This is a genomic window from Streptomyces sp. (genome assembly GCF_050698815.1).
GTDB lineage: Bacteria > Actinomycetota > Actinomycetes > Streptomycetales > Streptomycetaceae > Streptomyces.
The window spans coordinates 1-11,080 of record NZ_JBOHCV010000793.1 but is presented as its reverse complement, the minus strand read 5'-3'; the positions used below and the strand labels follow the sequence as shown (position 1 = coordinate 11,080).

The window sequence follows — 11,080 nt, the reverse complement described above, 5'->3', positions numbered from 1 at the left end:
GGCCGCCCCCACGGCGGCGGCCACGTCCCGCTCACCGCCCGCCGGCACGGTGGCGATGACCGTGCCGTCGGCGGGGTTGCCGACGTCGAGCTTCTCCGGCGCGGCGGCCGGCCGCCAGGCGCCGTCGATGTACATAGCGTCGTGTGCCTGCATGAACGTCAAACTAGCCTCGCTGGTCCGGGGTGTCAGTACGCCGGCGGGTGCCGTGGATCACTCAGGAGGGCTGGGAGTACCACCCACGCCGGAGGTAGTGGGGGACGGAGCGGCCGGAGCGACCTGCACCGGGAAGCCGTTGAGGACCGCGGTGCCGGACAGCGGGTCCAGGAGGGTGCCGTCCAGCAACTGATTGACGTTGACCCCGGGGTCGTCGGCGGCCACCCGCATCCGGGTGCCGGGCCGGTCATGGCCCCAGCCGTGCGGCAGGCTGACCACGCCTGTGCGCACCGCCTCGGTCACCTCCACCGGCACCGTCACCTCTCCCCCGGCGCCCTTGACCCGGGCTCGGGAGTCGTAGGCGAGGCCGAGCCGGGCCGCGTCGTCCGGATGGATCTGCAGGGTGCAGCGGTTGCTGCCGCCGCGCAGCGCGGGGACGTTGTGCAACCAGCTGTTGTTGGACCGCAGATGACGGCGGCCGACCAGCACCAGGCTGTCGCCGGCGGCTCGTTCACGCAGCGCCGCGCGCAGCCGCGGCACGTCGGCGCGGAGCGGTTCCGGGCAGAGCTCGACGGTGCCGGAGCCGGTGCGGAGCGCTTCGGGCAGCCGCGGGCGCATGGGGCCCAGGTCGATGCCGTGCGGGTGGTCGAGGACCTTCGCCAGGGTCAGCCCGTCGGGGTCGGCGCCGAAGCCGTCGCCGTACGGGCCGAGCCGCAGCATCATGTCCAGCCGCCGCTCCACGCCGTCCCGCCCGGTCAGCCGCCCGGCGAGCAGGTCCGGGTCCTGACCGTGCACGGGCGAGTGCGGGTCGGCGGCGGCCTTGCCGAGGGTGCGGGCGATGATCTTCTCGTCGACGGTCCCCGGGTCGGCGTCCGGCGTGCCCCCGAGGCAGAGCAGCAGCCGCGCCATGATCGTCTCCTCGGTCAGCTCGCCCTCCCCGGGTTCGATGACGGCGCGGGTGTAGCGGACCTGGTTGCGTACGGCCAGGGCGTTGAAGGCGAAGTCGAAGTGCCCGGACCGGCTGTGCCGGGCAGGCGGCAGTACGACGTGGGCGTGCCGGGTGGTCTCGTTCAGGTATGGGTCGAGGCTCACCATGAAGTCCAGCTCGCCCAGCGCCCGTTCCAGCCCCTCGCCGTCCGGCGCGGAGAGCACCGGGTTGCCGGCGAGCGTGAGCAGCGCCCGTACCCGCCCCTCACCGGGGGTGCTGATCTCCTCGGCGAGCGCGACGACGGGCAGCTCCGACTTGGCTTCCGGATGTCCGCTGACCCTGCTGTGCCAGCGGCCCAGCGGGAAGCCCGGGCCGGGCTGCGCGGCCCGCGGCGCCCGCGCGGTGGCGGAGAGGGGGAACATGGCGCCGCCGGGGCGGTCGAGGTTGCCGGTGAGCGTGTTGACCACGTCCACCAGCCAGTTGGTGACGGTGCCGAACTCCACGGTGGAGGAGCCGACCCGTCCGTAGACCGCGGCCCGTTCCGCGCCGGCCAGTTCACGGGTGAGGCCGCGGATCTCGGCGGCGGGGATGTCGCAGGCGTCCTCGACGGCCTCGGGAGTGAAGTCGGCGGCGAGCGCCCGTATCTCCTCGACGCCCGTCAGATGCGGGCCGAGGACGCCGGTGTCGGTCAGCTCTTCGGCGAAGAGCACCTGCACCATGGCCATCAGCAGCAGCGCGTCACTGCCGGGCCGGATCGCCAGATGCCGGTCGGCGAGCCGGGCCGTACGGGTGCGGCGCGGGTCGACGACGGTGAGCAGCCCGCCGCGGCGGCGCAGCTGCTTGAGCTTGCCGGGGAAGTCGGGGACGGTGGCCAGCGACCCGTTGGACTCCAGCGGATTGGCGCCCAGGATCACCAGGTGGTCGGTGCGGTCCACGTCGGGCACCGGGATGGCGAGGGGATCGCCGTAGAGCAGGCCGCAGGAGACGTGCTTGGGCATCTGGTCGAGGGTGCTGGCGGTGTAGAAGTTGCGGGTGCGCAGGGCACCGAGCAGCTGGGGCGGGTAGAGCGCCCCGGCCATGCTGTGCACGTTGGGGTTGCCGAGGTAGACGGCGACGCCGTGCGGGTCGCCGTCCGCCAGCACCGCACCGAGTCCGGCGGCGACGGCGGCGAACGCCTCGTCCCAGCTCGCCTCCGCGAGCTTCCCGTCCGCGCCGCGCACCAGTGGGCGGGTCAACCGGTCGGGGTCGTTGTCGAGTTGCCCGAAGGACGCGCCCTTCGGGCAGACGAAACCGCGGCTGAAGACGTCCTCACGGTCACCACGCGCACCGGTGATCCGCTCGCCCTCGACCGTGACGCTGAGCCCGCAGGTCGCCTCGCACAGCGGGCAGATGCGCAGCGCGGCGCCGGTCTCCGAACCGGTACCGGTGCCGACGGTGGAGGTGCTGGGTGTACCGGTCCCGGTCATCGTGCTCCCTCGCGTACGGCGCTGATGTCACTCGGTGCCACCCGACTGTAGGCCCTGTGCGCGGCACTTCACCCGTGCCGCGGGCGAACGTGATCTGCGTTACGTCCCGGGCCCCCGGTCCTGTCCCGTCCTGATCGTCCGGACGCGGGCCGGCCAACCCGCCGCCCGCCCGCGTCATTGACGTGGCCCCCTCGCATTCCTATGGTCATGTAAAGGAATTCGTGAGCGGCGGGAGCACGTATGAGTCTCGGCACCGGTGGCAGCGGCGGCACCAGCGGCCAGGAGCGGGCACGCAAGACGGCGGAAGGGCTGAGCTACCTCTCCGGCTTCGGCAATCAGCACAGCAGCGAAGCCGTTCCGGGGGCGCTCCCGCTGGGCCGCAACGCTCCGCAGCGCGCGCCACTGGGCCTGTACGCGGAGCAGCTGAGCGGCACCGCCTTCACCGAGCCTCGCGCACACAACCGCCGCTCGTGGCTCTACCGCATCCGGCCCTCCGCCGCGCACCCGCGCTTCGTGCGGATGGACAACGGCCGGCTGCGCGGGGCACCGTTCACCGAGGTGGCCCCCGACCCGAACCGGCTGCGCTGGAACCCGCTGCCCGACCCGCCGCGCGGCACCGACTTCCTCGCCGGGCTGTGGACGGTGGGCGGCAACGGTGACGCGGCCCGGCGGGCCGGCATGGCGGTGCACCTCTACGCCGCCGACACCTCCATGACGGACCGGGTCTTCAGCGACACCGACGGCGAGCTGCTGATCGTGCCGGAGCGGGGCGGGCTGCTGCTGCGCACCGAGTTCGGGCTGCTGCGGGCCGAGCCGGGCGATGTCGCGCTGATTCCGCGCGGTGTGCGCTTCCGGGTCGAGCTGCTGGCGGACACGGTGCGCGGCTACGTGTGTGAGAACTACGGGCGGCCCTTCGAGCTGCCCGACCTCGGTCCGATCGGCGCCAACGGGCTGGCCAACCCTCGGGACTTCCTGGCCCCGGTGGCGGCCTACGAGACCGGCGCCGAGGACACCGGGCGGGGCGTGGACCGTCCCGTCGAGGTGATCAGCAAGTTCTGCGGAAATCTGTGGCGGGCCCAGTACGGCCATTCGCCGCTGGACGTCGTCGCCTGGCACGGCAACCACGTCCCCTACGTCTACGACCTGCGCCGCTTCAATGTGCTGGGCAGCATCAGCTACGACCACCCGGACCCGTCCATCTTCACCGTGCTCACCTCGCCCTCCGACACCCCGGGTCTGGCGAGCGTGGACTTCGTGGTCTTCGCCCCGCGCTGGCTGGTGGGTGAGGACACCTTCCGGCCGCCCTACTTCCACCGGAACGTGACGAGCGAGTACATGGGGCTGATCGAGGGCGCCTACGACGCGAAGGCCGAGGGTTTCGTGCCGGGCGGCGGCTCACTGCACAACATGATGTCCGCGCACGGGCCCGACCGGGAGACCTTCGACCGGGCCAGCGCGGCCGAGCTGACGCCGCAGAAGGTGGACGACGGGCTGGCCTTCATGTTCGAGACGCGCTGGCCGGTGGTCCCCACCGCACAGGCGCTGGAGGCCGACCACGTCCAGGCCGGCTACGACGACGTGTGGCAGGGTCTGGAGCGCCACTTCTCATGACGCACGGCCGTCGTCCGTGACCGTACGGCCCGGGAGGCACCCGTGACCGTCTTCGCTCCCGACTCGCTGGAGCTGAACCGCAAGCTGCCGCTGTGGTATCAGGTCTCGCAGTCGCTGCGCGCGTCCATACTCGGCCGCGCGCCCGGTGCGCCGCTGCGGCTGCCGACCGAGGAACGGCTCGCGGAGCACTACGGAGTGAGCGTGCTGACCATGCGGCAGGCGCTCAAGGAGCTGGAGACCGAGGGGCTGATCAGCCGGCACCGCCGCCGCGGCACCTTCATCGAGCCAGAGGCGCGCCGGTCACGGCCGGTACGGCTGCTGGGCTCGGTGGACACCATCGTGGCCCAGCAGTCGGGCGACCGTACGACACTGCTGCGGCACGGCTCCGTACCCGTACCGGCCGAACTCGCCGAGCACTTCCCGGGCCTGCCCGAGACCACGGCCTACCGCCGGCTGCGCCACGACCCGGAGAGCGGCGAACCCACCAACTGGGCCGAGAACTTCATCCACCCCGAGGTCGCCGCGCGTATCGACCCCGCCGACCTCGAACGCGGCTGGCCGATGACCAAGGTCCTGCGGGACGGGGTGGGAGTGCGGATCAGCCGGATCACCGACACGGTGGAGGCGCGGCTGGCCCAGCCGGAGACGGCGAAGCTGCTTCAGGTGCCGCTGCTGAGCCCGATCCTGCACTACACAGGGGTGACCTACGACGCGGACGGCCGGGTCGTGGACGTCGTCCTCATCCACTACCGCGGCGACCGGTTCTCCTTCTCGGTGACGGTCGAGGCTCGCTGACATGACAGCGGGGCCGCCGACCGGTGGATGTCCGGTCGGCGGCCCCGCGATCACAGGTAGGGGTCTACGGAAGCGCGCTCAGCCACGCCCGCCGAACAGCGTGCGGCGCAGCTTGCGCAGCGGCGCGAACAGCGAGACACGCGCGCTCCGGTTTCCGGTCCGGCTCCGCGCGGTGTCACGTCGTGTGATCTCGCGCATCAGCGAAGTCGCCGCTTCCGTCTCGCCCTGTGGCACGGCCGGGCCCGCGAGCACAGACAAGTGCCGGTCGAGACGCGAACTCGTCGCGCTCGTACCGCACTTGATCGCAGGCACTCGCGCCCTGCCGCTCACTGCTATCTGTTCCATGACACTCCCCACCCATACGAGGGCACCCGGCCCGGGCAGAGTAACCCTATCGCCCGACTGCGCCACGCGTGTATCCCGGTCACAGGATTCACCTGCCCCACAAGCGCGTTGACGAACACCGCCACGCAACATCACCGCCAGTAAACGTGCGTGCGCCGGTGCCGGTGATGGCGGATCATGGGTGCCATGTCAGCCAACCGCCGCCCGGCAGCGACCACCGACAGGAGTGAGATTCCGGTTTCGCCGACCCCTCCCGAGCACACCCTTCCGGCACACCTCACCCTCGACGACACCGACTCGCCCTCCGACGTCATCGACGCCCTCTTCCTGGGCCGCTTCACCAACGGTGAGCAGCCCTATTCGCGCAGCCACTCGGTGGACCGGGTAAGGAAGGGCCGCACCCTGCTGCCGGCGGGCGCGACGGTGCTGCGCGAGGCGCGGGCGGACAACCGCAGCACCACGCTGGCGGAGGGCGAGGGCTGGACGGCCCTGGTGTCGCGCTGGAGCCACGGCGCGGACGTCACGGTGACGGCGGTCAGCGGCGAGCTGGCACAGAAGCAGCTGGACGAGGCGGTCGAGGGCGCCGAGGACGAGCCGGAGCCGCAGTCGGACAAGGTCTCGATGGGGTTCTGGTACCACTCCCCGATGCGCGGCCCGCGCCGCACCACCCGCTCCATCACCGCCGGCACCTGGCAGGAGGTACGCCCCAACTACACGGCGCGGGTGGCCGATGCCATGGACGCGCTGATGAAGATCACCCCGGCCGAGATCTCCGGACGGCTGTTGCTGCTGCACGGACCGCCGGGCACCGGCAAGACCTCGGCGCTGCGCACACTGGCCCGCTCATGGCGCGACTGGTGCCAGGTGGACTGCGTGCTGGACCCCGAGCATCTGTTCAACAACATCGGCTACCTGATGGACATCGCCATCGGCGCCGACGACTCCGAAGCGGAGCAGCAGCGCTGGCGGCTGCTGCTCCTGGAGGACTGCGACGAGCTGATCCGCGGTGAGGCCAAGCATGCCGCGGGCCAGGCGCTGTCCCGGCTGCTGAATCTGACGGACGGACTGCTCGGGCAGGGACGCAACGTGCTGGTGGGCGTGACCACGAACGAGGATCTGGAGCGGCTGCATCCGGCGGTCGTCCGTCCGGGGCGCTGTCTGGCCCGCATCGAGGTCGGTGCGCTGAGCCGCCCGGAGGCGGTGGGCTGGCTGGGCGCGGAGGAGGGCGTGGGCCGTACGGGCGCCACGCTGGCCGAGCTGTTCGCGCTGCGCAAGGGCTCGTCCCCGACGTCGGTGCCCTCGCAGTCCGAGCGGGAAGGCTCGGGGCTGTATCTCTGAGGGGCCGGCCCGCGAGCCGGCCCAACTCCCCCACCGGTACGGCCCTTTAACAGGTCGAGCGATGTCGGTGTCCGCTGCCAGAATCACCGTATGGTCGACAACGTCGCTGAACTCGCCGAGCGTGCCGGACGCGGTGAGCGCTTCAAGTACCTCTACTTCTGGGGGCATCGCCCGCAGCGCGACGGCGGCGTGGGGAAGGGCTGCCTGAGCCAGTGGTGGCCCGCTCCGTTCACCGCGCACGGCGTGGAGTACGCCACGGCCGAGCACTGGATGATGGCCCGTAAAGCGCGCCTGTTCGGTGACGAGGAAGCCGAGCACCGCGCGACGGCCGCCACGACCCCCCGGCAGGCCAAGGCCGCCGGGCGCACGGTGCGGGGCTTCGACACGCGGGTGTGGGAGCGTGAGCGGTTCGCCGTCGTGGTCGAGGGCTGCGTGCGGAAGTTCGAGCACCACGGTGAGCTGCGCGAATATCTGCTCGGCACCAACAGCAGGGTGCTGGTGGAGGCCAGTCCGCTGGACCGGGTGTGGGGTGTCGGGCTGGCCGCGGACGACCCCCGGGTGCGTGACCCGGCCCAGTGGCGAGGGCTCAACCTGCTGGGCTTCGCGCTGATGGAGGCCCGCACCCGGCTGCTCACGCGGACCGGCGCCCCGATGGACGGCTCGTAGGGCCCCTCCGGGCATCCCTGCGTCGCCTCGCCGGCCCGCGAACCCCGGCCCACGAACCCCTACAACCCTGCGCCGGGTCCGATGGTCTGTTGTCGTGACAGACCATTACGGGGGAAAGGTCCCGATCATGCGCACACATCCCTTCCGCGCTCTCGCCGTCGGCGCGCTCGCGGTAACCGCCGCTGTGGGACTGACAGTCGGCACGGGCGGCCCGGGGGCCGCCGCCGAAGCGGGGACGAAGGCCCGGGTCCCCGGCTTTCTGGCTCCGGCCGACCTGCCGCCGCACTCCTCTTCACCCTGGTGGGCCGGGAAGGTCACGGCCGGGCTGCCGGACCCGGAGCCCTTCTGCCTGGAGGGTGCGCTGCCCGCCAGGGGCACCTACCACCGCGCGTTCCACACCGACCTGGACACCGGCGCGACGCAGGTCAGCGTCACCACCGCCGGCCGCACGACGGCGGCCAGGCTGGCCCGCTCACTGGAGAAGCAGGTCGCCGCCTGCGCCGCGGACTGGCTGCGCGAGACGCCGGGCGGCACCGCCTCCTGGCAGGACTACGGCCCCGTGCGGGCCGGGGACGGCGCGCACGTGTACGGCGTGCACGTCTCCATCCCGGACTCCGAGCCGAGCGTGCACCTCATCGGCGTGGGCCGGGACGGGCGGACCGTGACCGCGGTCAGCTGGGGCGAGATGGGCGATCTCGGTCAGGCGCCGGTGCCCGCCTTCACCCGGACGACGAAGACGGCGGTCGGCAAGCTCAACTGATCCGCTCCCCTTGCCTGTCGGGCACGGATCAGCCGTACGTCGCGCGCAGCGCGTCCTCTGCGGCGGAGAGTGCGGCGGCGCGGTCCAGGCCGAGCCGCCGTACTCGCCGTGCGTAGGACTGGGCCGCCTCCGCCGCCTCGCGCGCCGCCGCGTCCCCGGCAGCCGCGACGAACGTGCCGTTCCGCCCCCGCGTCTCGATCACACCGTCCGACTCCAGCGCGCGGTACGCCTTGGCGACGGTGTTCGCCGCCAGGCCCAGCTCCTCCGCCAGCCCGCGCACGGTCGGCAGCTTGTAGCCGGTGGGCAGGTCCCCGCCGCGCGCCTGATCGGCGATCTGGGCGCGGAGCTGCTCGTAGGGGGCGTCCGGCGCGGCCGGGTCCAGGACGATCTGCAGGGGCACGTGGTCTCCGGTTGCGGGTCGGGGGCGAGGGTGCGGTGCCGATTCTCCCGTACGCGGCGGAAACCAGACGCGGCGGCGCGGACCGGTCAGAGCGCGGAGCGGTTGCCGGTGTCGACCGGCTGGGTGGCGTCGGCGGCGCGCTGCGCCCGCTCCCGTACCTGGTCGGAGGTGAGCGCGTAACCGGTGCCCGCGTCGCTGGTGGAGCGGGCGAAGATCACCCCGGCGACCCTGCCGCTCGTGGTCAGCAGGGGCCCGCCGGAGTTGCCCGGGCGGACATGGGACCGGATGGCGTAGATGTCGCGGGTGCTGACCTTGTCGCCGTATATGTCGCGCCCCTGCGCCCGCACTCGCTGGGCGACGGCGGCGGCGCGCAGGTCCAGGCCGCCGTTCTCCGGGTAGCCCGCTACCACGCCGGGAGCGCCGCGACGGGAGGCGTCGCCCGCGAACTCCAGGGCGGGCGCGCGCATTCCGGGCACGTCGAGCACGGCGACGTCGGCGGCCGGGTCGAACAGGACGACCTTCGCCTCGTAACGCCGGCCGACGCCCCCGATGCGCACGGTCGGGTCGTCGACGCCCGCCACGACGTGGGCGTTGGTCATCACGTGCTCTTCGGCGTAGACGAATCCGCTGCCCTCCTGGCCGCGCGGGCTTCCGTCCACGTCCGCCACGCCCTCGACCTTGACGGTGCTGCGCCGGGCGGCGTCGGCCGCGGCCTTGGTGACGGAATCGCCGGAGGGTTCGGGGACGGCGGCACCCGGCTCGTTCTCGAAGGGGTTGAAGACCGGCGGGAACCCGGCGGTGGTCAGCGCGCCGGTCGCCTCGTTGAACCAGCCCGCGGCCTGATCCGGCATCCGGTCCTGCACCGTGCCCAGCACCGCGGAACCGCGCAGCGAGTGATTGAGCGCGGGCGAGGGCGAGGCGGCCAGGGCGCTCGCCGCCACCCATGCGACGACCAGTACCGCGACGGCGTTGATGGCCGCTCCCCCGGCGCCGTCGGCCCAGCGGACGGGAGTCCAGCTCAGGGCGCCGCGCAGCCGCCAGCCGAGCGGGGCGGCCAGGGCCTGCCCGATCGCGGCCGGCGCCAGCACCGTCAGCAGCGCCACGACGGTGGCGCCGGTGGTGCCCGGGGTGACGGTGTCCAGCACGAACGGCAGCAGCCATACGCCGATGACCGCGCCGCCGACGAATCCCGCCAGCGAGACGAAGCCGGCGACAAGGCCGCGCTGATAGCCGGAGACGGCGAAGACCAGCACCGCGAGCAGCAACAGCAGATCCAGCAGGTTCACCGCACTCCCTCTCGCCCCACTCGCCGAAGCTCTCCATGCCCGGTGTCCGGGCTACTCGTCCTTCCGGCCGGTCGCTGTCGCAGAACACAACGCGAAATGGCACCAGGTTGGTTCCGCATGTGACCAAAGGCACGCGACCGGATGCTCAATTCCTTTCCCGCAGGCGGCCGGCGACCCGTCCCAGCCCTTCGGCGAGCAGTTCCAGCTCCCCCTCGTCGAGTACGTCGATCAAGACCTCCCGTACGGCGGCGACGTGCCCCGGCGCCGCGTCACCCAGCGCGCGGCGGCCCTCGCCGGTGAGCACGGCGAAGACGCCGCGCACATCGGTCGGGCAGGAGCGGCGGCGCACGAAGCCGCGCTTCTCCAACTGGCCGACCTGGTAGGTCAGTCCGCTCTTGGAGGTGATCAGCTGCTTGGCCAGCTCGGTCATCCGGATCTCGCTGTCCGGGGCCTCGGCGAGGCGGACGAGGATCTCGTACTGCGGGTGGGTCAGCCCGGCCTCGTCCTTCAGCTGCTGCTCCAGGTGGCGCCCGACCCGGTTGCTCGCCTGCAGGAAGCCCTGCCAGGCCGCCATCTCCCGCTCGTCCAGCCACCTGGTGTCGCTCATGGAAACAGTCTACGTGGTTGTTCGAATTCAAACGTTCGGCTAGCGTCTGGCCGCACTCCATGGTTCGCATTCGAACGAATGAACACAGTCCGAACCACCGCCCGCGCGCACGCACCGACGCAGTAGGGACATCGTCATGACCTCCCCCCGCACCACCGCAGGCAGCCCCTCCACACACGCGCACGACGCCGGGCTGCTGGTGCTCCGGCTCGTGCTCGGTCCGACGATGGCCGTGCACGGTACGCAGAAGCTCCTGGGCTGGTTCGACGGCCCCGGCCTGGACGGCACCGGCCAGTTCTTCAGCGCCTCCGGCTACCCGTCCGGCCGGACCATGGCGCTGGTCGCCGGGCTCACCGAGACCCTCGGCGGGATCGGCCTCCTGCTCGGGCTGCTCACCCCGCTGGCCGGCGCCGCCGTCCTCGGCACGATGATCAACGCGGTCGCCGTGAAGTGGGGCGGCGGGTTCTTCGCCCCGAAGGGGGTCGAGTACGAACTGCTGCTCATCGCCGCCGCCACGGCCCTCACCCTCGCCGGCCCGGGCCGCTACGCCGCGGACCGGCTGCTGCCCGGCCTGCGCGCACACCGCCTCGGCCACGGTGCGGCCGCCGTGGTGCTGGGCGTGCTGGCGGCGGTCCTGGTGCTGCTGGCCCGCGACTGACCACCGGTCAGCGGGCCTGCGACGCCGGCCTTGTCTGAGCCTCGGATTAGTCACCCCTTAACAGGAC

Annotated in this window: 11 protein-coding genes and 1 pseudogene; 6 read left to right on the top strand and 6 right to left on the bottom strand. The window is 72.4% G+C overall.

Translation table 11 applies throughout. The features are described 5' to 3' along the window. Both ACRDP3_RS28440 and ACRDP3_RS28435 read right to left on the bottom strand, forming a co-directional pair. Positions 1-153, bottom strand: a pseudogene (locus ACRDP3_RS28440) (aldehyde dehydrogenase family protein); the annotation flags it as partial. A 57-nt stretch (positions 154-210) separates the two neighbouring features. Next, on the bottom strand, positions 211-2,547 hold the full coding sequence (locus ACRDP3_RS28435; RefSeq protein ID WP_431519898.1) for a molybdopterin oxidoreductase family protein: 2,337 nt from the start codon (positions 2,545-2,547) through the stop codon (positions 211-213). 240 nt (positions 2,548-2,787) lie between these two features. On the opposite strand from ACRDP3_RS28435, the gene hmgA reads away from it, so the two are divergent. Next, positions 2,788-4,158: a homogentisate 1,2-dioxygenase gene (hmgA, locus tag ACRDP3_RS28430; protein ID WP_431519897.1), complete on the top strand. Its 1,371-nt coding sequence runs from the start codon at positions 2,788-2,790 to the stop codon at positions 4,156-4,158. Between the two features lie 42 nt (positions 4,159-4,200). Next, positions 4,201-4,953, top strand: coding sequence for a GntR family transcriptional regulator (locus ACRDP3_RS28425; RefSeq protein ID WP_431519896.1), 753 nt, complete (start codon positions 4,201-4,203; stop codon positions 4,951-4,953). A gap of 78 nt (positions 4,954-5,031) precedes the next feature. Here ACRDP3_RS28425 and ACRDP3_RS28420 read toward each other — a convergent pair whose 3' ends face one another. Further along, entirely contained in the window at positions 5,032-5,298 is a 267-nt protein-coding gene (locus ACRDP3_RS28420; protein ID WP_431519895.1) for a hypothetical protein, read from the bottom strand. A 186-nt stretch (positions 5,299-5,484) separates the two neighbouring features. On the opposite strand from ACRDP3_RS28420, the gene ACRDP3_RS28415 reads away from it, so the two are divergent. The 3 genes from ACRDP3_RS28415 (at position 5,485) to ACRDP3_RS28405 (ending at position 8,062) form a co-directional block, all read left to right on the top strand. Further along, positions 5,485-6,636 (top strand): DUF5925 domain-containing protein, encoded by a 1,152-nt coding sequence (locus ACRDP3_RS28415; RefSeq protein WP_431519894.1) that lies wholly within the window; start codon positions 5,485-5,487, stop codon positions 6,634-6,636. 90 nt (positions 6,637-6,726) lie between these two features. After that, entirely contained in the window at positions 6,727-7,302 is a 576-nt protein-coding gene (locus tag ACRDP3_RS28410) for an NADAR family protein (RefSeq protein WP_431519893.1), read from the top strand. Between the two features lie 127 nt (positions 7,303-7,429). Next, complete coding sequence (locus tag ACRDP3_RS28405) at positions 7,430-8,062, top strand: hypothetical protein (RefSeq protein WP_431519892.1); 633 nt, start codon at positions 7,430-7,432, stop codon at positions 8,060-8,062. A 28-nt stretch (positions 8,063-8,090) separates the two neighbouring features. On the opposite strand, the gene ACRDP3_RS28400 is transcribed toward ACRDP3_RS28405, so the two are convergent. The 3 genes from ACRDP3_RS28400 to ACRDP3_RS28390 all read right to left on the bottom strand — a co-directional run bounded on the left by ACRDP3_RS28400 (position 8,091) and on the right by ACRDP3_RS28390 (position 10,355). Further along, on the bottom strand, positions 8,091-8,462 hold the full coding sequence (locus ACRDP3_RS28400) for a GntR family transcriptional regulator (RefSeq protein ID WP_431519891.1): 372 nt from the start codon (positions 8,460-8,462) through the stop codon (positions 8,091-8,093). 86 nt (positions 8,463-8,548) lie between these two features. Then, complete coding sequence (locus ACRDP3_RS28395; protein WP_431519890.1) at positions 8,549-9,748, bottom strand: MarP family serine protease; 1,200 nt, start codon at positions 9,746-9,748, stop codon at positions 8,549-8,551. Between the two features lie 145 nt (positions 9,749-9,893). Next, complete coding sequence (locus ACRDP3_RS28390) at positions 9,894-10,355, bottom strand: MarR family winged helix-turn-helix transcriptional regulator (RefSeq protein WP_431519889.1); 462 nt, start codon at positions 10,353-10,355, stop codon at positions 9,894-9,896. 136 nt (positions 10,356-10,491) lie between these two features. On the opposite strand from ACRDP3_RS28390, the gene ACRDP3_RS28385 reads away from it, so the two are divergent. Next, positions 10,492-11,013 (top strand): DoxX family protein, encoded by a 522-nt coding sequence (locus ACRDP3_RS28385; protein WP_431519888.1) that lies wholly within the window; start codon positions 10,492-10,494, stop codon positions 11,011-11,013. Positions 11,014-11,080: the final 67 nt, after the last annotated feature.

Coding starts and splice junctions, on each gene's coding strand:
- ACRDP3_RS28435 (WP_431519898.1), bottom strand. CDS start 2,547: ATGACCGGGACCGGTACACCCAGCACCTCCACCGTCGGCACCGGTACC.
- hmgA (WP_431519897.1), top strand. CDS start 2,788: ATGAGTCTCGGCACCGGTGGCAGCGGCGGCACCAGCGGCCAGGAGCGG.
- ACRDP3_RS28420 (WP_431519895.1), bottom strand. CDS start 5,298: ATGGAACAGATAGCAGTGAGCGGCAGGGCGCGAGTGCCTGCGATCAAG.
- ACRDP3_RS28415 (WP_431519894.1), top strand. CDS start 5,485: ATGTCAGCCAACCGCCGCCCGGCAGCGACCACCGACAGGAGTGAGATT.
- ACRDP3_RS28410 (WP_431519893.1), top strand. CDS start 6,727: ATGGTCGACAACGTCGCTGAACTCGCCGAGCGTGCCGGACGCGGTGAG.
- ACRDP3_RS28405 (WP_431519892.1), top strand. CDS start 7,430: ATGCGCACACATCCCTTCCGCGCTCTCGCCGTCGGCGCGCTCGCGGTA.
- ACRDP3_RS28390 (WP_431519889.1), bottom strand. CDS start 10,355: ATGAGCGACACCAGGTGGCTGGACGAGCGGGAGATGGCGGCCTGGCAG.
- ACRDP3_RS28385 (WP_431519888.1), top strand. CDS start 10,492: ATGACCTCCCCCCGCACCACCGCAGGCAGCCCCTCCACACACGCGCAC.